General features: G+C 52.9%; 16 protein-coding genes and 1 pseudogene. 4 read left to right on the top strand and 13 right to left on the bottom strand.

Annotated elements, in window-relative coordinates:
• The 4 genes from B060_RS26855 to B060_RS0121170 all read left to right on the top strand — a co-directional run.
• Nucleotides 1-270: IS66 family transposase (locus tag B060_RS26855; RefSeq protein ID WP_018083354.1), on the top strand; the 270-nt coding region annotated here is incomplete at its 5' end.
• A gap of 296 nt (nucleotides 271-566) precedes the next feature.
• Nucleotides 567-857: an excisionase family DNA-binding protein gene (locus tag B060_RS25480; RefSeq protein ID WP_236621618.1), complete on the top strand. Its 291-nt coding sequence runs from the start codon at nucleotides 567-569 to the stop codon at nucleotides 855-857.
• Nucleotides 858-944: 87 nt separating this feature from the next.
• On the top strand, nucleotides 945-1,838 hold the full coding sequence (locus tag B060_RS0121175; protein ID WP_018083817.1) for a nucleotidyltransferase and HEPN domain-containing protein: 894 nt from the start codon (nucleotides 945-947) through the stop codon (nucleotides 1,836-1,838).
• A 50-nt stretch (nucleotides 1,839-1,888) separates the two neighbouring features.
• Nucleotides 1,889-3,055 (top strand): hypothetical protein, encoded by a 1,167-nt coding sequence (locus tag B060_RS0121170; RefSeq protein WP_018083816.1) that lies wholly within the window; start codon nucleotides 1,889-1,891, stop codon nucleotides 3,053-3,055.
• A gap of 629 nt (nucleotides 3,056-3,684) precedes the next feature.
• Here the strand turns inward: B060_RS0121170 and B060_RS27450 are convergent.
• The 13 genes and pseudogenes from B060_RS27450 to traA all read right to left on the bottom strand — a co-directional run.
• Nucleotides 3,685-4,995: a hypothetical protein gene (locus tag B060_RS27450; protein WP_155847771.1), complete on the bottom strand. Its 1,311-nt coding sequence runs from the start codon at nucleotides 4,993-4,995 to the stop codon at nucleotides 3,685-3,687.
• Between the two features lie 404 nt (nucleotides 4,996-5,399).
• Nucleotides 5,400-6,305, bottom strand: coding sequence for a metallophosphoesterase (locus tag B060_RS0121165; protein WP_018083815.1), 906 nt, complete (start codon nucleotides 6,303-6,305; stop codon nucleotides 5,400-5,402).
• A gap of 101 nt (nucleotides 6,306-6,406) precedes the next feature.
• Nucleotides 6,407-6,931, bottom strand: coding sequence for a hypothetical protein (locus B060_RS0121160; RefSeq protein ID WP_018083814.1), 525 nt, complete (start codon nucleotides 6,929-6,931; stop codon nucleotides 6,407-6,409).
• An 11-nt stretch (nucleotides 6,932-6,942) separates the two neighbouring features.
• Nucleotides 6,943-8,526 (bottom strand): TolC family outer membrane protein, encoded by a 1,584-nt coding sequence (locus B060_RS0121155; protein WP_244874643.1) that lies wholly within the window; start codon nucleotides 8,524-8,526, stop codon nucleotides 6,943-6,945.
• On the bottom strand, nucleotides 8,520-9,113 hold the full coding sequence (locus tag B060_RS0121150; protein WP_155847770.1) for a hypothetical protein: 594 nt from the start codon (nucleotides 9,111-9,113) through the stop codon (nucleotides 8,520-8,522). The genes B060_RS0121155 and B060_RS0121150 overlap by 7 nt, the downstream gene beginning before the upstream one ends.
• A gap of 24 nt (nucleotides 9,114-9,137) precedes the next feature.
• Entirely contained in the window at nucleotides 9,138-9,590 is a 453-nt protein-coding gene (locus B060_RS0121145; protein WP_155847769.1) for a toxin-activating lysine-acyltransferase, read from the bottom strand.
• A gap of 100 nt (nucleotides 9,591-9,690) precedes the next feature.
• On the bottom strand, nucleotides 9,691-16,980 hold the full coding sequence (locus tag B060_RS0121140) for a calcium-binding protein (RefSeq protein ID WP_236621617.1): 7,290 nt from the start codon (nucleotides 16,978-16,980) through the stop codon (nucleotides 9,691-9,693).
• Between the two features lie 444 nt (nucleotides 16,981-17,424).
• A complete protein-coding gene (locus B060_RS0121135) occupies nucleotides 17,425-18,042 on the bottom strand; it encodes a hypothetical protein (RefSeq protein WP_018083808.1) in 618 nt (205 codons plus the stop codon).
• Between the two features lie 5 nt (nucleotides 18,043-18,047).
• On the bottom strand, nucleotides 18,048-19,442 hold the full coding sequence (locus tag B060_RS0121130; RefSeq protein ID WP_018083807.1) for an HlyD family type I secretion periplasmic adaptor subunit: 1,395 nt from the start codon (nucleotides 19,440-19,442) through the stop codon (nucleotides 18,048-18,050).
• Nucleotides 19,439-21,565 (bottom strand): type I secretion system permease/ATPase, encoded by a 2,127-nt coding sequence (locus tag B060_RS0121125; RefSeq protein ID WP_026173041.1) that lies wholly within the window; start codon nucleotides 21,563-21,565, stop codon nucleotides 19,439-19,441. The genes B060_RS0121130 and B060_RS0121125 overlap by 4 nt, the downstream gene beginning before the upstream one ends.
• A gap of 325 nt (nucleotides 21,566-21,890) precedes the next feature.
• Nucleotides 21,891-22,022 (bottom strand): annotated as a pseudogene (locus B060_RS27445) (IS256 family transposase); the annotation flags it as partial.
• Between the two features lie 28 nt (nucleotides 22,023-22,050).
• Nucleotides 22,051-22,770: a DUF6118 family protein gene (locus B060_RS0121115; RefSeq protein WP_018083804.1), complete on the bottom strand. Its 720-nt coding sequence runs from the start codon at nucleotides 22,768-22,770 to the stop codon at nucleotides 22,051-22,053.
• A gap of 11 nt (nucleotides 22,771-22,781) precedes the next feature.
• On the bottom strand, nucleotides 22,782-25,094 hold a 2,313-nt coding region (gene traA, locus B060_RS25470; RefSeq protein WP_040401912.1), incomplete at its 5' end, for a Ti-type conjugative transfer relaxase TraA.

Raw genomic sequence — 25,094 nt, 5'->3', positions numbered from 1 at the left:
AACCTCCTTCGTGTGCTGGACCGCCCAGACATCCCACTACACACAAACGGTTCGGAAAACGACATCCGCTCTATCGTGACAAAGCGCAAAATATCAGGCGGGACCATGAGCGACGCCGGAAAGGCCGCCCGAGATGCCATGCTCGGCCTGATGAAAACCTGCGCAAAGCTCAAGATCTCGTTCTACCGATTCCTTGGCGACCGCTTCACAGTCCAAGACGCTCCATACGTCCAAAAGCTACCAACCCTCGTCAGGCTCGCAGCAACGTAGCTGCACCGGAATGTGCCCCGGTTACGTTATTTCGCTGTAATGGATTGTTTTTATTGCGTTAATTGACTTTTGCTGCAGCGCGCCAAAATTTCACGAAAAATGGGCTCTTTTCGGCCCTTTGGCCTATGGTTGGCCGGGCCGGCAAGAGCCCACAGAACGCGATGTTTGCGTCCCGATCCAGTTTCATCGCGTCTAGCTAGGTGCGCCGCCTGACCTCATTTGGCGTTGCCTGTCCCTCCCGGGACTATCAGCCAAACCGCCTTGGCATGATATTATTCGGTCTGGAGGGCCTACGCATGCCAGATACCAACGACAAGATCTCTTACCGCATAGACGAGGCTGTGAAGGCATCAGGCCTGGGCCGGTCATTCCTTTACGAAAGGATCGCCGAAGGGGCCTTGCGGTCGGTGAAGGTTGGCGGGCGGCGACTGATCATGCGTCGAGACCTCTTGGAGTTTATCGACGGCGGGAATTCACGGAAACCACCCGCCCCGCCCGCGCCCGCGATTGTGCCAACGACGAAGCCCGACGCCAACGGGCTTCCACAATGGACACAGCTCGAATTGCCGTTGAAGAAGCGCTGGTAGGCCTCACTCGTGGTAGGGCCGCCGCAAAAGCGGTAGCCCACGCCCGGCAGCGGTGCTAGACTCGGATTTCCACTCACAGGAATCTCGATGCTGGCCGATCAGCTCTCTCACCTACCGGACACAAAACGCCGCGAGCTTGAGCGCGTGGTGAAGGTTCTGTTCGATGAGTTCGAGGACGTAACCAAGACCAAGCTGTCGGACAAGCGCAAACTCGGCCGCATTTTAAAGGTCATCCTATTCGGCTCCTACGCGCGGGGAGATTGGGTCGAAGATCGGCTCTCCGGCTATCGCTCCGACTACGACCTGCTTATCGTGGTCAACAGTCACCAGTTCACCGATTTGCACGAATATTGGGGCAAGGCGGATGAGCATTTCATCCGCGAGGTGACGGTCACCCAGAATATCAAAACGCCGGTCAATTTCATCGTCCACGATCTGGCCGATGTAAACGACCAGCTTGCCAAGGGCCGCCCGTTTTTCACCGACATCGCCCGTGACGGCATCATGCTTTACGAAGCGCCTGGTCATCCATTGGTTAAGCCGAAGCCGCTCACGGCGGCCGATGTCAGACACGAAGCCCAGGCTAACTACGACCACTGGTTTCCAGATGCTGTCGAGTTTCAGGCAGCCGCAAACTTCCATAGTGAACGTGGCAACGCAAAGCTCACCGCTTTCAATCTTCATCAGGCGGCAGAGAGGCTTTACCATTGCGTCCTCTTGGTACTGACGCTCTATTCGCCCAAGAGCCACCGCATTACCATGCTGCGGTCTCAAGCAGAGGCGCTAGACGACCGCCTAAAGGCGGTCTGGCCCAACGATACCAAACTTTACCGACAAGCCTTTGACCGCCTCCGCAGGGCGTACGTAGAGGCACGCTATTCAGCAGAGTATGCAGTCTCTGCAGATGAGCTGAAATGGCTTGATGAGCGGATCACTATTCTACGCGATACAGTTCAAACGGTCTGCCGGGAGCGCCTATAAGCTTAGGCCTCTCGGCCTTCGTCGCTTTGCCCATAACTGTCAGGTGCTTTTTGACTAATTTAAAAAACGACATTGTAACCGGCGCCATCGATGCTGATGAACTCGTGGAATGCATGCTTGGGTATTTCGGATATGGCGGGTTCGTGGACGAAAAGACGGCTTTTTTCGGAAGAAAGCAAGGCGACTTTGCTCTTAAGGTAAGCTGTACAAACGCTGGTGCGGTGTTGAAAATTGAGCCCGGACCACAATTTGATCGCGGTGATCTGAAACCCATAAGGGAAAAAATTAAAAGCGAAATCACATCGGCCGGAGGCACGAAAGTTGCCTCTGGAATCCTATTCAGCCGAGGGAAAACAAATGGTTACTTCAGATACCGTGACGAGTTTCAACTAATTCCATCCATCGGCCCTCAACTACCATACGGAGGTGAGCAAAATCCAAGTATTTTGGAAGTCTCGTATGAGTCGAGTACAAATTTGGGCTTTTCGTTCAACAGACAGATGAGGAAACTATACGCGACAGAACTTTCTTTAGTTGTCTTGCTTCCGACCGTCGTTAACCTTCAAGCGCCTAACGTTACAAGCGGCTGGGTAAACGATTTTGAGAAGCCCGGTTTCACCGACTATCGCCAAATTGGCTATGTTCATCCACGTGCGCAACTAGATAGCTTTAGCGACCTTTCGTCATATAGTCCGATACCGACAGTCGGCAATGAAGAATTTTATTCTGATGATGTCGCTCATCATTCCGAGTTCAGGATACCGGATACCCTCGCTAGTGATTTGGATAAGATCTCCAGACTATCGCAAGATGATCGAAATAAGTTTTTGCACGCCGCATATTGGTTAAAAGTCGCCGGCTTGAATTGTCCACCTGCAAATTCGCAGGCCTTTGTTGCCCTTGTAAGTTCGGTAGAAGCACTAATTGGAAAACCTAAACGGACAGGGCATTGTGATACGTGTGACCGTCCGGTCGACGAGGGTAATTTCGCGCTATTTAGTTCTTTTATTGACAAATACTATCTGACGGGAAACGTATCGGCGAAGCGGAAAAAAGAATTTTACAATTTACGTTCTGACCTTGCTCACGGGTATGTCTTTCGAAGGGATATTAGTCCATGGGGCTTAAAGTTGCGCGGCTCTGATGAAGAGGCAAAGTTTTATCGCCTCCATGACCTGGTGCGTAAATTGGTACTCGGCTGGCTCAAACATATTTAATGACATACGTCGGCATGTCATGAAAACGCCCAACCCGGCCGACTCCACCGTCCACCATTGTTCACATTTTTTCCGTGTGTGTCTTTTTGATTCAAATGGTAGCTATGCGGTAGCTGGAGGCGGATTTCGGGCATAGAAAAGCCGCCTTGTGAGGCGGCTATCTATTTGATATTGTTTGTATGCGTACTGGTTGCGGGGGCCAGATTTGAACTGACGACCTTCAGGTTATGAGCCTGACGAGCTACCGGGAACTACACGAACTTCATATTGAATTGTATAGCTTATTTACACTCTTCCTAAAAACAAAATGAGCAGGTGTGCCAAAAAGTGTGCCAAATTTAGATCAATCCTGTCAACTTTTCGTGTGCTTAGGCGGACATTGCAAGAACAGTCCGTCAAAATGTTTAAAGGACGTGTGCGGAAAACATCTGGAATTTGGCTTCCGCACACGTGACCATTCCGACAGGGTTTATCGCTCAAAATCTGGCGACATACCGCTCGATTTTTATTGAGGCTGGCAAGGCGACGGAAATCATGTGATTTCCGCCATCCCTATCTCCAATGCATTTCGCTACAATTAGCCGGGCAAGTTTGCGATCTTGTCCTCAGCTGCTTAATCCGTCTACGGCCTAGAAGGAAGCGGGGACTGTAATGGCAACCGCTGGGGGTGAAGTTGCAGAGTTAGCAGCCACACCGCTTGCCCTGATAATGTTTTCCACAATAGTTCCAGAGCCTTTGACAACACCATTGTAAGGCCCATTAGCATCAGTGAAGCCAGCGCCAAATATATTATAGTTTGAAGTTCCCGTTTCCTCGAAACCATTACCTAAGCAATCTGAAATGTTGAGGCCAACGAATTGATTTGAATTTGAGTCATTGACGCGAAGCCCACGCCCCGTTGCATCGATTACTCTCAGGCCGGTAACGATGAGCCTGCTGCATCCTCCGAGTACTCCAAAGCCATCTTGAGAGGATGAGGCTCCCGTTTTTCCTCTGCACCCTCCGGCAAAAGGGCTAGTAAATGTACACCGATTCAAACCCGTAAGGTAATATTGGTTGAGATCGCATTGCGACCCTACCAAATTGGTAAACTGACATCCAATAAGGTTTTTAAAAACAAACCCGTTTCCGGCGCAGCCATCTGCCCGACATAATGTCATATCAACAGCAAATGCATTTTTGATTTCAAAACCGTTGCCACCAGCAGCCTTAGTTCCGTTTCCAGCACCTTGAACCGCGACATAAGTCATATTGACCCCTGCTGTGCCATAACCCCCAGGATCTGCCTCACCGCCAGGACCAACTCCATTTATGTATAGGCCCGCATAATTGATTGCTGTCGTGGTATTTCTTGTAAAGTCGACCGTAATTTGGTCCAAGTAAACAGAAGCGTGAAATCTAGTAAAATACAGGGGGCATGATTTTGCCCCCCATATGACAAGATCGCTTATATTTGCATCAACAATTTCTGTGTTAACGGTTGTGCTATTCACGACTATCGTTCCGCCGTTATCTGCAATAGACCGATAGCCCCCCAATATCGTAGATAGATCCTGACCAATACCAAAATGGCAATGGCGAATTCGTGTCCCCTTTATCGAATGGGAAAAATTGGTGTCAAAGATAATCGTGCAATGTAATTCGCTGGTCTGAGCGCTTTGATCGAACATTATGTTTTCGATTACGCAATGGTTGCTGCGGATTACAAAGAGCGGTGCCCCCCCCTGTTTTACGAGGGGTTTGCGTTTATCCCCGACGATAACGACGGGGGAAGTAAGATTGTATTGAGCGGGGAAATACCAAGTAGCAGGGCCTGAAAGATCTTTCCTCATATATGGAATAAAAATCTGCTGCCCGGTAGCGATTGCAGCTGTCAAAATGGCGGACTCATTGGTACCGTCTCCTTTCCCGCCCAAATCCCAAAGATTGATATCAGACATGGTAAATCCCTCTGAAGCTGAAAAATCCTAAAGCGCCGCATTATGATTGATTAAACCCCAAAAAGGTATAGTCGCACCTAAAAATTTCCTCGTTGAAATACTGCTTCGGGAGGTGAGTAACTATTATGCGACATATTCAAGACCGTAAACCGCAGCGCAGTTCAATCTAGGCTTGGCATCACCTTTACTGTACACCTCAGGGCCCGCCCGATCTGCGTTGCAGCCTGCCGGCAGCGCGCCAGACTTTCGACGTTGTCTGCGCCAAGCTGAGCATTGTCCATCGCGGCCGACAAATGGTAACTCTTTCGCACGACGGCGATGAAATCGTGATCAAGGTCGCCCAGGGCTGGGTCGGAAAGCTAGGCGCTATAAGACACTGGCCCGAAACTCTCTGACTCTGGCGACTAATTCAGTACCGTGACCGTTGATTTGGCCCCCGGGGTAACCGAAAGCAACATGATCTGAGGCGCCGCACCGAAACGCACTGGCAGACCGCTTTCGCCCAAACCGCGCGATACGATTAAGATACGGTCACCGATAACCTCATATCCATCTGACGTGTCTTCGGAATGACGAGACACGTGGAAGAGCGCACCGATAAAAGGAAAACGCACCTGTCCCGCATGTGTGTGTCCCGACATTTGAATCGGAAAATTGTTAGATGAAGAGTCGAATAGACTAGGATTATGTTCGACGACGATGGTCGCAGCGTTAACCGGTACACCTGTCGCTGCCAATGAAAAATCCGGACGCTGGGACTGCTCGTCCTCCAATCCAATAATCCAGATATCCCCGCCTGCTCGTTTTACACGAAACGCTTTATTCTCAAGCAAACGAACGCGCGTTTTCCCGAGGACTTGGCGTATCCGCTCACAGCTCCACCAGCAATCGTGATTTCCCATTACCGCATAGACACCGAGAGGTGCATCAAAGCCATCAAGCGCACGCAAGCCATCTTCTTCCAAAAGATTATCGGCGTCCGAACGTAACTTTCTCACGCCTCTGACGGGACCAGTATTCCAGTAGTCACCACCAATGTAATCGCCCGCGAGCAGAACGATGTCTGGATGCATGGCATTAACGCGTTTGACAATGTCGCGTACCCGCTTCGGCGGCATATGCAAGCTATCGACATGAATGTCAGAAAGCAGGACTATTGTAATCGGATCAGTTGTTTTCGGCCAGCGGGACGTCTGCACCTTCAGTGATTTCATGGTCAAGCTTTGAGGCTCGACCCAAAAACCAACGACTGCCATGCCTACACCAACCCCCAATAAAACGAACCATAAATATTTCGACCATTTACTCATAGCTGTTTCATCGCATAGTAGGGAACCGTGAATTCATCGCGTCTTGACGGAACAATAGCGTAACCGAAAATTAAGCCTATTTTAGATTTCGCAACTTGCCATTATTTTTGTGTGGCAAATCCCGAATTCCCTTGTTGCTCTGTCCAAAGACGTTGCAAATCGTGAAATATCTTTGCACCTCGACACTTATCATATGCATCATCCGTCGCAGCCCCCACATTAAGCGCTTCTGCACAGAGGTCGTTGGCCTGGCCCTCAAAGACAGTCACGTCATAGCGTGGGACATTGATAATCGCCGTGCGTCCCGGTTTGCCATTCAGACCCACGATGTATTGTGTGATCGGCATGGTGCCGTGGGGTGCGATCGCTGCGCGCTTTAGTTCTGCCGCCTTGGCTCGGTCTACCGGAGCGGAGTGAAGGCCATATTCATAGACAATGGCCAAGGCGTATTGTGCGCGGCCTTCGTTCTGCGAGGCCTGGGATACCAGTACGTCAACCGGTGTTGTTAGCGCTCTTCGCAGCAAATCCAGAGAATGTGGTCCGCCCTGCGAACCGAGCGTTGCGCATCCTGTCATACCAAACGCTGCCGTCGCGGCTAGAGCCACTTTAAGCATGGAGATGCGCATATATTGCCTCCTTAGTTTGGGTATGCCGCCGTTCCGGGCACGGGTATTGTTGGACTTTCGGTGCCGATCTTCAGGTCGTGGATCTCACCTGAAGCCGGCGCGATTGCATGGTCGAGTTTAATCTGGTCTGGTTCATCGAGTCGGGTTTGTCGAGCGTGGCTCTGCCCAAGAGTGTCTGCCCCACGGATAAGCGACTCCCAAGGCACCCCATTCCTCGACTGGATCGTTCGCAGATTGCCAGCAAAATCATAGGGATTAATACCAACAATCAACGCGCGCGCCTCTAGATAGCCGATCTGGCGCAGTAAGGATGCCTGCGCTACATAGGCATCACGACTTGAAGAGATCAGCGCCAGTTTGGCCTCGGTCAGGTTCTGTTGGGCGACCAGGACATCCAGCGTCGATCTCTGACCAAAGCGGAATTCCTCCTGCATGCCCTCTGCAGCAATCTCTGCCGCCGCGAGTTGCCGTTTCTGGATGTCGAGGTTAAGCTTTGCCGATATAACCTGGTTCCAGGCCCTCATGATGTTCTGCACCATGACGCGTCTCGCCCCCTCAATGCGCAGACGGTCACCGGCATTGCGGTTGAGCGCTTCCCGGTAGCCAGACGCATTGGCGCCGCCGGAGAACAGCGGTTTCGTGAAGGTCAGGCTGACTGAGAAATCTGCGTCCTGATCCCGCTGATCATAGGGTGATAGCTGGCCGTTAAAACCGTAGGACGTTCGGGCGGACACGACCATATTGTTGGCTGATCGTGCCTGATCCGCCTGCTTGTGGCTTTCACGCTCATTGAAGCGCGCCTGAAGAAGTTCCGGGCTGTTGTCCGTGGCGATGTCAAAGGCCTGGTCGAGCGTTGCCGGCAGCAAGGGCAGAACCGGCGCCTCGTCTAGCGTACCAGGATTCTGTCCCACTAGTGCGGCGTAGCTGGCACGGCTCGATTGCAGTTGAGCTTGCGTCAGTGTCATCTGCGCCCTTGCGGCCTCCAGTTGCGCCTTCGCTTGCTCAACATCGGTGCGTGTCACCTCGCCGGCGATACGACGTGCCTCCGTCATCTCCAGTTGACGCTCAAGGGCTTTCAGATTGGCCTGACGCGCGACAAGATTTTGTGTATCTCGATTTACATCCTCATAGGCGCCGATGACCTGTAGCAGTAAGTCACCTTCCGCCATTCGCAAGCTCTGACGACCTGACTGGATGCGATAGGAGGCCGCGTCAATGGCGCTACTGGCTTGTCCACCGGAATAGAGCAGTTGCTCCAACACCAGACGCACATCGTCCTTGTTCGATTGCAAGCGACGCCCGACGCTGGGATCGGCTGCCAGTCTCAGGGCCTGGGTTGCATCCCCGGCACGACTGTCGATATAGTCGGCCGTCACCTGAAGATCGCCCTTGGGACGGATGGCCGAATACGCCCTGATGTAGGACTCATCGAGCGCCTTCAGATCGTACCGCTGGCTTTGCAGGACGGGATTGGACTGGTAGGCCTGAACGATCGCTTCAAGTAGGGTATCGGCGTTCGCAAACTGTGGGGCAAGTGCAAGACTGATCGCGCCCGCCACGCCAGACATCCAGCATCGGTATTTTACGCCTACCATTTCCCGCGCTCGAAACTGTCATCTGCTGCACAGCCGTTGTATCTGGCCGAAGCCATAGCGCTTTTAAAGCCTTTCAGTTTAAATTCGCGCGGTTGGCTCTTCTCGCTGGCACGAATCGTCACGACATGGCCGTCACCGACCTCCGCCTCAGGGAGGAGAACGACACCGCCTGTGGGGTTTTCGAGGCTTGCGCCTTCAAGTGGGACGCGGTTCGCTGTCAGGACGGGGTAAAGGCTCTGCCAACGCTTCGCGGGTCTGTTGTCGATGCTGTACCAGGCATTGAGCGTGTTGACGTCTTCACCCATCTCAAAACCGAAGGTGTTCTGAGCGTAGGTTATGCGCCCTTCGTTCAGGGTTTTCATTTTGATCAGGCGACACCTCACCTGTCCAGTGAAGCCATCGGTCTGGATCGTCATGCGCCACAGCTTAGCATCGTAGATGCGCGCTTTTACTTTTTGCGCCTTGTGGCGTAGTTCACGCTCCGACGGTTCAGCCTTATGTGGGCGCAGCCAGCGCAACGGGTTACCCTCAAGCTGTTTGGGCCAGACCAGAGTCCACAGGCCAATGGCCATAACAGATAACAACACGATAATCCCCCCGTGGGCTTTGAGTTAGTTGACGGAAGGCGCCTGATAGGTCGAGACAATCCGTGCACCGTTCTGGTCGATGGTATGATACTTGAACGGCTTGCCGTCGAAGATGCTCGACGCCAAGTCTGCCAGTATCTCGTCTGTGGCGCCAAAGGGTGCGACCAGATCAATCAGCCAGGGGCGATCACCATTCTGCCATTCGTCCGGACTCAGTTTGCCGCCGCCGGCTTCGAGACGGGCCTCGGTCTCTTCCGACACCGTCGCCCACAGGGCCACGGCTGCCGGGCTGTTGGGGCCGTTCCAGACGCGGAACTGCTCCAGCAGGATCGCCGGCATAGCGAACCATTCAAGATCGCCAATGAACAGTTGCTTATGCAGGGGCGATTGCGTCATCAGCCAGGTGATCTCGCCGAGGACTTGCGCCACCGTCTTTTGCGGCGTGGCTGCGGGTTGTGCCGAAGAGGTTTCAGCCATGTCATTAAACTCCATAGTTCATCCGCTCCGACCTGTTTAGTGGAGCGGATATTTGTCATTGTCAGCGTCCGATCAGACGCTTGTAGGGTGAGCCACAGCCTTAGGCAACTGCACTCACAAAGCCGGATTGCGCATGCGCCTGAAGACCCGTTGAAGCCGCGAGCGCTACGGCGTCGAAGGCATCACGGTTCCATACGGCTGGCGATCCACCCGATGTGCCGCCGAACGCCGCCATGGATTGTCGCAACAACAGTTGTTGCTGCGCCATGGCGTCGTCGGACGGTTGCCCCCAGCCTTGGTCTGGCATCGAGGTATCCATCGCCGAGAGCAGGTTGCTCAGGCTGGAAGATCTGTAGGCACTATCGTTTTGCGCCTCGCTGCGCCACCAGGCTTGCGTTTGCGAGGTAGCGCCAGTGCCTGCATAACCAGCGACACCGAGATCGGGCTCGCTCGCCGTCACGGACAAGCTCCCCAACTCCGCAGCGCCTTGGCTGGTTGAGATAGAGCCCGTTGAAGCGCTCGCGACATTGCCTGTTGCGTCCAGTCCAATCCCATCGCTGACCGAAGCTGCGGCATGACTGTAGGCCGTGTTCACGAGATCACGGGTGGCCTGCTGTGCCGCCTCAGAGGTCGTCTGAAGAGCTCGCAGGGCCGATACGGCAACGACAGACGCATCTGTCTGGATAACCTGTCCGGATAGCCAAGCCGCCTGTGCACTCTTGTCAATCTTGGCCCAACGCTTGGCCACCTTCGCATCAACAACATCGGTATCGCTGAAGTCAACCTGAGCCTTCGCCTTGACCTCCTGGTAGCTGGCGCCGATCTTATCGAGCAGGCCCTTCTTAGCGGCGATCCGAGCCGCTTTGGCTGCTGTCTTAGGATCATTCATCAGACGTCCCATCGTACCGTCGGAATTGCTCGCACCCCATTCTGCCTGGTAGTCTCCAGCGTAGAGCCCCTCGGAGCCTAGCACACGACGCGCCAGAGCGACATCATAAGCGTTGCCTTGCGAGCTATCCGCCCAGATGAACTTCATCGTATTCTGCACGAAGCTATCGATGCCCATGGCCGCCGTGTAGCCCGTGGCCACACCGTTAAGGTCGATGGCCGCGATACCAGCCTCTGTCAGCGTCCTCAACTCTCTCGTCGTCGAACGGCCATTCTGGTTGGCATCAACCCACAGAAGGATCTTGTTGAAATTGGCATCTCTGCTGTTCAGCAACCCGTCACCGTTCGTATCCCAGGTCTTCAGACCTTCAAGGTCGCTGGTCGCGCCTGGTTTGTCCTGAGTGAACGATATCTCCGATAGCTTGTTTATCTTGCCATCACCGTCGCGGTCGACCGCCAGGAAACCATCCGTTGGCCCAACCCAGGCCACCTTCGACAAACCACCGCCAGCAGTCTTGACGACAACCTCGGAGGCATCGACCGTCGACAGATTTAGCCCATCACCGTCGAGGTCGAGCGCAATGGGAGTCCAAGGGATGTAATTCCATGCTTCAGCGGCTTTCCAGGCGATATCGAGTTTACGCAGATCAATCGAGGTACCGCCGGCCAGCACATATTCAACTGTATTTATAGTGACCGTGTCTCCTGCAGGTTCATAGTGATAATAAGGATCCCCATTAGGATCGTAGCCAAACACCTCCACCATATTGTGAACTGTTGTCTTGACCGCACCACCGATAACCTTGATCTTATCTGCCACTTGCGAGGCCGTCTTAGTCGCGTCGGTTAGGTCTTTTAGGCCGATATAGAGATCATCACCCATAACTTGGTAGATAACATCATCGGCCTTGGCAGTCGCTCCCAATACGAGCGTGTCTTCACCGCCTGTATCAGTGATCGTATCGAAACCGTCCCCGCGATCATAAGCGAATTGGTCGTCGCCCGCAGAGGTTGAAATCGCATCATTCCCAAGACCACCAATGATGATATTGCCAATATCTTCCCAGTATGAACCCGAACCCGTGATAGTATCATTACCGTTAAAGCCAAATATCCAGTCATAATTGCCTGTACCATTCAGCGTATTGTTGCCATCCGTGCCACCGCTGACCTGGAACGTTATCTGGCTGATGTCCAATTGTGAGGCTCCGCCTATATCAAGCGTCTTCATCTTATTGTTCGTCAGCGTTGCGAAATTACTTGCGATCGCCACCTTGTCGGTCGTTCCCCGAATGCCGACATTCAACCAGCCAGAGGCACCACCAGAGGATTCTATATACAGGTCGGAATATTTAATGTCACTTCCGAAGCTAAGTGTATTGTTGTCCGTGTTAGTTTCTGTAATCGTATCCAGACCGTCACCCCGACTGAAGAGATAAATATCAGCGCCTCCTCCGCCATTTAATGCATCATTGCCCTTCCCCCCCTCGAAGGTATGGGCACCTGCGCCACCAGACAAGCTATCGTTATAAGCGGTGCCGACAATATTCTCAATGCCGATGTAGATATGCCCTTGAGCTAGCCCAGCAGATCCACTGCCTGGATTGGCCGTGTTTCCCGTGCTCAATATATTGAAGGCACCTAGATAAGCTGCAATTCCGGCCGTAGCTTCCGAGTAATCGACCGTGTCAGATCCTAAGCCGCCGTCATAAATGTCACCGCCATTCCATCCATTCGGCACAACGATTGGTTCATCCGAGTATGGATTATAGATCGTAGTAAAGCTTTGCGTAACGTTTCCACTCGCAGTCGCCACAATCCAATCATCACCTGCAAGGCCTTGAATATTATTTTGTGTGGCTGACCCTTTTAACTCATCGGATAGCTTAGATCCGCGCAAATTTTCTATGCTGCTCCAAGTGTCCCCTTCGGCATCGCCGCCAAAGGCTTTACCAGTTGTCATGTTAACTCTGACACCTTGACTAGAACTCTCATAGCTTGCTGTGTCGATTCCATTCCCCCCCTGAAGATCGTCGGTACCGACTCCGCCTTCCAAAACATCATTTCCGTCACGCCCGTTAAGAATATCGTTTCCAGCAAGACCCTTGAGGGTATTGGCCCCCACCGTACCGTATATAGTGTCCGCAAACTGCGAGCCCGTGCCGCTTTCAATATTGATAAGACCACTGCTGGTGAGCCACTGATTAGTCGCATTATTGTACACTTCCGCCAGACGTGAGGCGGGATTAGCTACCGTTGAATCAGCATTGCTATTCCAATCGGCAGGTCGAAGGTCAAGGTCGTAGCGCACGCCGACAGTAAAGCGCTCTGCGCTTATCGCATCACTGCTCGCGGCATCATCCGTGAAGTTGAAGTCACCGCCGCCCCAATACCAGTTCCATGATTGGTCGGCGACTAGGAGTAACGTATCGTTTCCGTTACCGCCAACCAGGACGTCGCCACCTGTCCCACCTACTAGGGTATCATTCCCGTCACCGCCTCGCAACCAATCCGCTCCGGACACGGCGGCAAGATAATCGTCCCCGCCTTCTCCAAAGAGGCTATCATTGCCAGAGCCGCCTATGACGATGTCGTTTTCCGTACCCCCGTAAATGGTATCGTTACCAGCGCCACCATCCAGCCAATCCCAGCCAGAACGACCATTAATCGTATCATTGCCTTGGCCGCCGATAAAGATATCATCACCTGAGAGGGATACGTTAACGTCGTCAATCGACACATCCGATGTGCGACCGCTGCGATCGATGACGTCATTACCTGTCGTGCTAGAACCGGAGGTGTTGTAGCCGACCTGAGACATGTTATCGATATAAACACTGTGGCCAGTATCTTCCCAGTTCGGCGTGGCTGCGCCTGCCACCACTTCCCGCGTCGTCGGACGTGTGAAGAAAGCATAAGGCTCGTTACCACCATTGCTGACGAGCCGCAGCATCACGCGACGATAAGCCGTTCCGGCGGGTGCTACTGACGTGCCACTCAGCAGATTGAAATTATTGATGTCCCCTTGATAGGCTCCACTCTCACGCGCAGCGCCGCCCATCTGCGCCCAGGCTAGGTGGTTCTTGTTTTCGTCCAAATACTGCACATACAGTTCTGCCCGTCCACGATGCTGGGCCGCATAGACACTGGATTCGTAGGTAACGCCAGCTTGCGAAGCAATAAGATCAGCGTATTGATCCACCACTTCACCATTCGTGATTCCGGCCATATGAGACCAGAGCACATCATTACCGGTACCCGACCAGTCCTGCATATTGACATTGCTGCTCCAGGCCGTAGTTGCATTGGTCGCCACATTCCACAACGCCGGTATAGCGCCAACGGCATTGAGATGCTTGAAGTGGCCGTCTTTTAGATCGTTACTGTCCGGCCCGGCTAGTGCTTGCGGCAAAATATTGAAGACGCCCGCCGTTGAACCAGGCGTTCTGACCGAAATGATTGCTCCTGCGGCACTATTCCATCGCGTGCGGAAACTACTTTCTTCGAAGTACCCTCCTGAACCACTGTTTACGCCCAAACTGCCGAGAAAGCCACCCAACCCTCCGTTGAAGTCAGAGATGGCAAACTGATCGAGTTTGAGCTCCGACGACCTCTGTAAGGTTACTATCCAAGGATTACTAACGGATTGAGCGGAGATAGACTTGAGTATCTTGTTGATATGCCAGCTACTTGGATTTGAAACTAAATTTTCACCAGCGGTTCTCAAAGCTGCGTCGATGTCTACTGCAGTTTGGCCGTTCCCTAAAGCCGTGTCGAATACATTTTTATATTTAGCGTACAGTGCCTTTTCTGCGTCCGTAAGACTGGCGTATGCGTCTTTAATATATGAATTAATCAAACCCGAGTTTAAGCGATAAGTGTAAAAATCTGCGGCAGTTGATAAATCCCCCATCAAAGAAATCAAATCATCCGATAAAGAAGATAAGATTGCACGCTTCAAAAAAATATCGCCGCCAACAATTTTTGTGCCTTTCACACCTTTTATGACCCCGTATTCTACAGCCTGATCGGCCGAGATTACGTCCTTTTTTACACCATTAATTTTTACATATAACTGATTTCCAGAATGGCCGTAAACTTGGGTCGTAGTATTTCCACTGAAGTTCGAGACAAATGACTTCTCGTTACCATGAGTTATTTGAATAATTAGCCCATTTAAGATATCACGAGCGGTGACAGCCATATTATTGACTAAATTCAAGCTTCCTCCGTTGGTGGTTGTGGCAGATCCCACCTCATAACGCGCATACGGAAGTTGCAATATTGTCTCCGCGGAGGCAGTTGGCACCTTTGGAGCTTTCCGCCCAAAGAGATTGCCGATCAATGCTCCAAGAATGACGCCAACGAAAGTTCCGATTCCAGGCATAATAAAATTGAATGCCAAAGAGCCAGCGTTGAGCCCCAATGAACCAGCGACGGCTCCAAACCCTAAGTGGCCACTTAGGGCCGCCAAACTTCCAACTGCCGAACCTAATGATGAAAGCACAGCGCCGGCTTGTGTCTTTGGTTGGACTATCAAAGAACCAAGTTTAGCCCCAAGAAAAGAGCCTATCGCTCCGACGGCGACGTTATTTAAGTTAGTTGTTGAAAGCTGGGCTCCTTCTTTGAAAGCGGTTTGACCAGAAAATCCCCAAAATGCATTTTGCCCCGCCGACAAATTGTTTAATACTTGAGTAACAACCGCCGACGATGTAGACGAGGCAACCGTAGAAAGCAGCTCGGCACCAAAACCTTTAATTCCTAGTTGATTGGCCAAATCAAGTGTGAGTGTCGAACTTAAAATTCCGACCCCACCACTCACAATATTAGCACCAAGGCCACCTGCAAAGTTATTTACGATATTGATATTTTCGCCTCGGAAGAAACTTCCAAAATCAGCCGCATTTCCGGACAACGCGATTGCAAGTCCTTTCCCAATTTGCCCCAATAAACTAGAATAAATTACGCCGCCGACCTTGTCATTACTTGAAATAAAACTGCTAAGTGCCGACCCAATTGCAGCACCATACCCGCCGTATACCTGAGCTACTTCGCTAAGCTGAATTCTATTAGTATCGAATTCAGTATACGCCTTCTTCTCAGATAGAGTAATGATATTGGCATCTCCGTTTGGATCAAGCGTGATCGATGCCAACGGCGTTACAGAGCCATTATCTTGCATTTTTGAAACTATTAATACTGATCCAGTCGCCTTTATTTGGCTACCACTTGCAAACGTGTAAGATTTCCGACCTGCTACTACCGTAGTGGTGCCATCTATATTCGTAGTTGCCGTATAATCCCGATTATTTGCCCGGTAATGCCACGCTCCATCTGTACCTATATAGGAGTCCTGGTATCCGCTTGTGGTAGGACTCTCGATTTGCACCGTTAGTATTATTTGTTTCCGATCATTCTGTACGACCGCGACAAAGGTGCCATCAGGGTTCTTGTGTCCGCGCAATGAATACCCGTTTTGGAGCTGAACAGAGTTCTGCATAATTACGGTTACTACGGTAATATCGCCATCGAGATAGGGGGGAGGGGCACTAGCCCAGGACTGAGTCGAAAACCATTGGTAATCATAGCGGTTTGTCAAATTAGTGATGACACCGCTTCCATCGTAATAAAGAAAAGCCCCCCTAACCGTCGCTGAGCCTTGCAAAATCTTACCATAGTACTGATAGGTATTGGTATGTGCCCCACTAGTTTCAGTATAAAAATTAGGAAATCCGGGCCTTTTAGCTTGAGCTAAAAGAGATTCATTTTTCATGATCTCCGCCGCGCGTTCCGGTGAGTTCCTATATCTAATATCTATATATTCGTCTCGCTTTTCTGGAGTCGCGTTCAAATATCTATTTCGAACAACAGCATCTGGGTTGTTGATATAAAAATCTTCAGCAGCCTTTACTGCCATCCCAGCAATAGAAATAGACGTGTCGGAATCAGCATTCGCCATATCTTGAAATAATTTAGTATAATTACCACTATATTGCTTTAAATTCAGAGGATCATCGTTTGGATGTTGAATTATATACTGCTTAACTAAATATATTGCATATCCAAATCTTATATTTCCCACACCTACATCCAACCCCATTGGATTTCTGGCATAAGACCAACCAAATTCTGATCTTCCATAGAAGTCGTCCTTTGGAACAACCGCTCCCGACTCAATGGCAGAAATATTGTTATTATAATAAGATTCCAGCATCGCCTGAGAGGTTGCGTAGCCGTCATGCTTTTGAATGTAACTTAGAGTATTTTGATCTCTACTTTCATCTATACTGTATCCAAGCGGAACCGCTACAGGTACAGGCCCAACATTTTTGTACCTATTATTTTGCGCACGATATTCCTCCATCATTGCGCCGGCTATCGCGGTGCTCCGGACACCTAGTACGGAAGCGACATAATTATATTGACTGCGATGTACTTGTACATAACGCAAATAAATCAATGAATTCGCAGGAACAAATTCCCACTGAGAGTTAAAGGCCATTTATGACACTCCTGCTGACGTTTGGTTACGGTCATGGCTATAAAGTAAGATCATTCTGAAAAAACGCTTGGGGATTGAACAGTTGCAGATAGCAAAAAACAAAAAATATACACAAAACGACAAATTCTCGAATTACTATAATTAAGTTTTTTTTCTTTGTGATTAGCAGTATAGGTATAAACAACAAATACAGAATAAAAATCAAAAACTGACCTGATATTGTTGGTAAAAATAATAACAAGCAATTTAACAAAACAGTTGTTAAGTGATCGAATTTTCCGCTAGAAGAATGGCCCTCTAAGTTTAAATTCCAACTAGCAAAAACGTATATTATACATATGACAATTATAATGCGGCACAAATTATTAATGAATCGCACCGTACGCGCTATTCTATCAATTGAGATTTGACTATCTTTGTATATTAATGGCATTTTTTGATTCTTCATTGTCTTTCCACGGTTGAAAGACTGTCTTGACTATACGTTTTTATCAGCGCATTTTTATCTCTAACGCTTGACAATATAAGATTTCTATCTTTACTAATACCGCTAAAACTAAGACTGTAAAAATCTCTAATCTTATCTTTCCCGTTTTCGCTTATAAGATAACCATAGATAACCAAATTATCAAAAGCGTATAGGTTACGGCTATAAGTTAAGCCTTCAAATCTCATAATTTTATAACCATGACTCGTTCCAATGGTGACGTGTCCGTTTGCGGACCAATCTTCGAGATACTTATCTGATACCAAGTCACCATAAGCATTCTTCACATCACTAACAGTTTTCAGACTATCAGTATCAATGCCCGATACTTCTTCCAAAAAGCAGCCAATTAGGTGAGCCGTCACTTTTCTATCATCAGCGGTTACTGGCGATGGAAGGCATTTAGCCTCAACGGTTCCAATAGTCGTGGCGCCCCTGGGAGGATATCCCGCAGGTATCGTCTCTGCTTGTGTCTGAGCGCCCCAACCTAAAGCCGACAAAGTCAACACAACGCTCAACTTTATTTTGCAGATTCCTACCGTCGATTTCTTATTTTTTTGATACAGGTATCTCATAGCCCCTACCTTTCTCTCCCTGCTTCGCTCGCCATCTTGGCGACCGGTGACCAGATGTAACCGATGATGGTTCGCTTACCCGTTACTATTTCAGCGGCAACGCTCATTCCCGATGACAGCCGCACAACCCTTCCGTTAAGTTTAATTCCATTTTGCAACAATTTTATTCTTGCGGGAAAAACAAGACCGCGTTTTTCATCGACGATGGCATCCGGCGAGAGTTCGCTGACCTCGCCTTCCAATGTACCGTAGCGGGTGAAGGGATAGGCTTCCAGCTTGATCACAACGCGATCATGGGCATGGACAAAACCGACATCCCGATTGAGAACAAGGGCTTCAACGATTAATTCCTCGCCGTCTGGAACAATAGTGACAATCGGTTTTCCGGATTCCACAACCTCACCCAAGGTTGTTACTGAGACCTGTTGTATCGTACCGGAGACCGGCGCCGTCATAGTTTGCAAGGCGCGCTTACGGTCGGCCTTGTTGAAGGCATCGCCGCGTGTTGCTGTCAGGCCTTCCGCTTCGGTCCGTTCCTGGGCGGCTTGTGTGACGAACTGCTCGCGTAATTCAGCCGCGTCACTGTTGAGCGAAGCCATTTGCGCATGCGCCTCGTCCATACGGGCGCGTTGTGTCGCGATATCCTGTTCGGCCGTGATGATAGCTTGCTGAAGTTGAAGAACCTTCTGACGCGCCCCGAAGCCTTTGGCTTCGAGCACCGTCTGATCGTCGAACTGGCTTTGCAGAATGGGCAATGTGCGTTGCAGTTTTGTGATCTCTGCTTGTGAGGCACGCATCGACGCCTCGGCGCCGATCCGGCGCTCCATGATCGAGCGGCGCTTAGCCTCATAGGCGGAAATACGCGCCGCCACCAGTTGGCTTTCGGCCTGAACGGCCATAGCAGCAGAGCCTTCGGGAGGCGCCAAGGCCGCTCCCCTGCCCGCCGCGTACGACAACAGAGCATTGGAGCGCGCCAGCACAAGTCCAGCGGTCGAAAGCTCCGTAACGGCACTTTCGGCATCGGCGTCGGTCATGGTCGGATCGAGTTCGATCAGCACCTGCCCGGCGGTGACGTGCTGCCCTTCACGCACCGCAATCGTGCGAACGAGGGCCGGCTCAAGAGCTTCCACAGAGCGCAGCCGACCAGTCGGGACCAGGCGACCTTCGGCGATGGCCACCATTTCAACCTTGGCCAGACATGACCACAATAGTGCGGCGAAGGTCACCGCGATGATCGACCAAAGGATGGCGCGGCCGATCGGCGACGGTGGGGTTTCAGTTACCTCTAAGGCGGCCGGCAGGAATTGTGTTTCAATTCGGTTGGTGCGCTCAATACCCCGGCGCAAGCTTTCGGCCTTCCAGGATTCGGCCAGAACACGGATGTGCTTCTTCAGGCTCATGCGTCCAGCCCCCGCATCTGGGTATGCCACAGGCTGGCGTAGCGCCCGCCAGCCTTCATCAGGCTGTCGTGGGTGCCAGTCTCGGTGATGTCGCCGCCCTCCATGGTGACAATACGGCTGGCCATGCGGATGGCCGACAGACGGTGAGCGATAATTAGGACGGTACGTCCCTTGACGATCGATGCCATATTCTTTTGCAGGATCGCCTCGGATTCTGCATCAAGTGCCGACGTTGCTTCATCAAGAATAAGGATGCGTGGATTTGTGATCAGTGCACGGGCAATCGCAAGGCGCTGTCTTTGCCCCCCGGATAGGTTGGAGCCACGCTCTTCGAGAAGTGTATCGTAGCCCTCCGCCATCTCCAGAATGAACTCATGGGCGCCTGCCATTTTGGCGACCGCAATGACTGCCTCCATGGGAAGGGACGGATCGGCCAGAGTGATGTTGTCACGTATCGTGCGGTTGAAGAGCAGGTTTTCCTGCAAGACGACGCCGACCTGACGACGGAGCCACGCCGGATCGACTTGAGCGAGATCCACGCCGTCCACCAATACGCGCCCGCTCTCAGGTACATAGAGGCGTTGGACAAGCTTGGTCAGTGTCGATTTGCCGGAACCCGATGGCCCGACAATCCCCAGGACTTCACCAGGGATTACTTGCAGCGAAACCCGCCGGATGGCCTCGCGTCCTCCCGGCTTATAGCGGAATGTCACATCATCAAAATCGATCTGGCCTTCGATACGTGGCAGCGCGGCACGCGAAGGCGAGAACTGTGCTTCCGTTGGCGTATTGAGGATGTCGCCAAGCCGGTCGACACCAACGCGGGCTTCCTGGAATTGTTGCCATAGGCCGGCCAGACGGAGCACTGGCTCGGCCACCCGACCGGCCAGCATATTGAAGGCCACCAGTTCCCCCACCGTCATTTTGCCACTTAGGGCAAGCTTGGCGCCAACAAAGAGGATCAGGACTGTTGAGGCCTTATTGATCAACTGGATCGCTTGCCCGCCCCAAATATTGAGCTGGGCGGCCTTGTAGCCGGACTTGACGTAGGCCGCCAGCAAACGCTCCCAGCGCGTCTGCATCTGCGGTTCGACGGCCGAGGCCTTAAGAGTTTGGATGCCAGAGACGCTTTCTACCAGAAACGCCTGACTTTCAGCGCCCCGCGCAAACCGCTCTTCGATGCGTTTACGCAAAGGCGTCGTGATAAGGCCAGCCGTCAGGGCATAGAGCACAATGCAGATCAGCACGATCAACATTAGCCAGGGCGAATAGAACCACATCACCACAAGGAAGATGGCCGTGAACAGAAGATCGATGATCAGTGTCACAGATGACGACGTGAGAAACTCCCGGATGGTATCGAGTTCACGGACACGCGCGATGGTATCACCTACCCGGCGCGCCTCGAAATAGGCCATGGGAAGGGCCAGCATATGACGATACAGCCGCGCGCCGAGTTCGACATCGACACGGCTCGTTGTATGGGTGAACAATGACGCACGAAGTCCGCTCAACAGCGCATCGAAGATCGTGACGGCCGCCAGGCCGAGCGCTAAAACGTCAAGCGTCGTCAAGCCTTGATGGACCAGCACCTTGTCAATGACGACCTGGAAGATCAACGGTGTCGCCAACGCAAACAATTGCAGGGTCAGCGAGGCCGCCAGGACTTCGCCGAGCAGCCCCCGGTACTTGACAAGCGCCGGGATGAACCAAGTAACGTCGAACTTGTTGTTCGAGGATAGCTCCGAGCGCGTCGTGATCAGCACGGCTTCACCCGACCATATTGCCGAGAGTTCGCTGAGCGGCAGGGTGGTCGGTGCCTCGTTAGGTCGCTGAATGAGTACTTGTCCGTCATGGACACGCGCCAGAATAAAGAAATCACCCCCATGCCCGCAGGCAATAACCGGCAGCGGCGCATCTTGCAGTCGGGATAAAGGCAGTCTGGTGAGTTTGGATCGGGCACCGAACTTACGCGACAATAGGACAAGATCTCCGGCGTTTGCCACACCGTCCTTGCCTAGCGCATGTTTTAGTTGACCGGGGTCAGCACTTATCTGGTGAAAGCCCAAAAGCAACACGAGACACAATAGCCCCCTGTCAAGGCCGACATTTTCCCCATCCATATAGTACCCACCCTAAAGCCCACAGGACTACTAAAGAGCCAGCATTGCAATTACAAGATGAATTTTATAACAGTTTTGCAACAAACCGACATTCTAGACTTCTGTTTCGGTCCTATCATACGGACATTCAGTGCTCGCCGATCCAAGCTGAGTAAGGAAATTTTTCATTTTAGGATTAGTGAAATCCGTATGGGCCTCAAGTCATCGGACGCACTCTTAAAGAGCATTTCTGTAACTGTGCCGTCTTCCTGCGGTGATTATGCCCCAAGAGATGGTGTAATTGAGCGCCTGGCATCAATCACTTCCGGATAGGGCCTGATATCGCTCAGTTCGCCACTGCTGGCATGCTGAGGAGTGGACCATCGCTCATCTGAGCGATGGTTTCAAGTGTGATGTAGCGTCCGCGCTGAACCACCCACTCGTCGTTCTGTTCGAAGAAGATTGCGCCGACCAGTCTGCGCTCCCTACATCTGTGTTTCAATCGATCAGCCGTGATCAGGCCTGACTTTCACCGCACACCTCTGAGTCTGCCCAGTCCTCAACGCCGCTAGCCGGCATTGTGCAAGACCTGCCTCGTTCTCCACGCCCAGTTGCGCATTGGCCATCACCGCCTGCCATTCAGCCGCATCCGTCGCATACATTATCGCGGCGCCGGCCTCCCAGCGAGGTTTACCCATAACTGCTGCTGCAACGTGGCTGTCGGCGTCAAATGGCAAAAGCCGTGGCAGGAACAGCAACAACAGCGCACCTACGACCATGCCTGCGCCACCAGCTACCGCCACGTACCGCCTATAAATGTGCCGGTCATTGATGTTCCTGGTAATACGTTCAAGCGCTGACGCGGCATAATCGAACCGCTGCGCTTTCTGGTCGCATGCCTGGGCCGACGCTTTTACAAGGTCTGTACCTGCGCGCTCAAACGCGTTGATACCTTGCTTCAGAGCCGGCGAGGCCTCCAATGCCTCCAGACGCTTGGCGACAACAACACCTATCTGCTTCAGTTGAGCCAGGTCCGCTGCAAAGTCAGGCTTGGCCTGCAAAGCCTCGATCTGGTCGAACAAGGCCTCGACGCCTTTACGGATCGTCTTAAGTTCAGTCGTTGTCGCCGTATTGCGCCGGTCAATGGACTTGCGAAGCGCCTCAAATGCCTTGGCTGCCTCGTCAACATCGTTTTCGCCGCCCACCGGTGCCATCTCGTCTACCATTCTATCCCCTCCTACAATCCTAAGCCCCGATCACGGTCGCGGTCGCGCTGGATCGATCGTTCCAGCTCACGACTGATGCTGTCCTGACCGCCAGCCTTGGCGAGCCCCAGTTCCTTACGCCGATTTCGCAGCAAGGACTCCACCTGAGGATCGCGGGCTATCTCTTTGGCCGTGTCGCGCATGGCCCTCTCCACGGGCGCGCGGGCCTCGTCGTGCTGCCAGCCCTGCAAGCTCTGCTGGCGAGCGCTCAGCGACTGCCACCGATCCACTAAGCGCTGGGCCCGCACATGCGGGTCAGCTAAGGCTTGGCGCTCCTGCGCCATGCCCGTGATCAGGGTCTGGGTTCGCGCCTCACCCGACAAATCCATCATGGCTTGCCGCATGGCAGGGTTATGCCGCAGGGCCGACTCCATAACCCCGGCCGTACCGGGCTGCGCCTGATCCAATGACCGGGCAGCCTCGTTCAGCGCCTGCTTCTGACCTTCGAGGATCGGCAGGCCATCACGTCGCATTCTGGCGGCATCGCTATAGGCGCGAGCATATCGGTCCGTCGCCTTCTCCAACGGTGATGTGCCGCGTCTGCCGGACCTTTTGTCAATGATATCCCTGTTTAGGTCGTTGTCACGCTCCGGGGCATTGGCCTTCAGCTTCAGGCCGGCAAACATGCTGCGCTTCTTCGCCGGTTGAGATGGCTCGTTCGATCTATCGGGCTCTACTTCCTTGTCGCGCACGTGGCCCGGCGGCTGGCGCTCCACCGGATAGACGATATCGCTGTCGATGCCACGCCGCCTGGCAAAGGCCTCAGTGTCCCTGACCTGCTGGCCGGTGTCACGACGGCAACCGTCGCGGTCGACATAGTCCAGAACCGTCTCCTTGGCGCCTGAGCGGCCAAGGCGGGACTTCAGGGCGTCGATGTCGGCGAACTGATCCTCACCAGCGTACAGGGTCGCTATGTCCTTGTGCCGGGTCATGGCGACATAGGTCATGTGCCGGTCCATCGTCTCAGAGGCCAAGACATACGCCCGGTCTACCGTCGCGCCCTGGGTTTTGTGTATGGTGGTGGCATAGCCATGATCGAACGTCTTGTACTCCGTGGCATCGATCGCCACGGCCCGGTCACTGCCATCCAGCCGCGTTAGGAGGCGGCCACGCTCGACGGCTTCGACCGTGCCAAGTGTGCCGTTCTTCACATCCATGTCGCGGTTGTTTTGCAGAAAGACGATCCGGTCGCCCGCTGTAAAAGCGCGCTCACCGTTCTCAGTCTTGTAGGCAAGCTCATGGCCTTGCAGATGCCCCCTACCCTTCAGTTCCTCGCGGATGTCTTCATTGAGCGCGTGAACATCAACCCGGCGATGCGCCATGGCCGCCCTGCTGCCATCCGGTCGCGCCTCAACGTCATCGACATAGTCACGCACCAACCCCGCGCGCGCCGCCTCCTGATCGTCCTTCAGATGGACGTGGCCGCGTTTCTCATAAGCCGACAGCCCCTCTTCGGTCCGCTCCGTGGCGAAGGCGCGCGAGGCCTCTTTCTGCCAGTCCTGCCGCTGGCGACGTATATCCTCGACAGAGGCATAACCAACCTCTTCGGCAATGGCCCGGAAAGGCGCCCCTGCACCTATGGCCTGAAGCTGCTCATGATCGCCAACCAGCACGAGCTTGGCGCCAGTGCGTTCGGCCTCCGACACAAACTTCGCCAACTGCCGCGATCCCACCATGCCGGCCTCATCAATGACCATGACATCGCGCGATCCAAGCTGGGCGGTGCCCATCTTCCAGCGCATCTCCCATGACGCCAGTGTACGCCCTTCGATGCCGGCGCTCTCCTCCAGACCGGCGACGGCCTTGCCCGCCAGTGCCGCCCCATGGACGGTGTAGCCCTCGGCTTCCCAGGCCTCCTTGGCAGCGGCAAGCATGGTGCTCTTGCCGGCACCCGCGAAGCCAACAACCACAGACACCTGTTGATCGCCAGTTATGTGGCGGACGGCGTCACGCTGCTCCTCGCTCATCCCGACGTCTTGCATCAGGCGCGCGCGCTGATCGGCGGCCAGGTCATCCGGCAAGCCGGCAGCGACGCCACGCCGTATCGCATCGCCCTGCCGGTCAATGGCGCGATCGACATGCCTATCCTTGACACCATGACTGGAACGTCCGGACATGGCCGAGACGTCGCGTGCCATGCCAGTTTCCAGGTCGATCATTTCCTTCGTCGAATAGCGAATGCCGTCAGGTCCGTCAGAGATCCGCACCAGTTCGTCTGACGCCATGACTTTTGAATAGAGAGCCTGGTACTCAGACGGGTCGTCATTGATGTACCTGTGCAGCGT

The sequence above is a fragment of the Asticcacaulis benevestitus DSM 16100 = ATCC BAA-896 genome, from assembly GCF_000376105.1.
GTDB classification, from domain to species: domain Bacteria; phylum Pseudomonadota; class Alphaproteobacteria; order Caulobacterales; family Caulobacteraceae; genus Asticcacaulis; species Asticcacaulis benevestitus.
The sequence above is the reverse complement of the archived record's forward strand: the minus strand, read 5'-3'. Positions and strand labels throughout refer to the sequence as shown.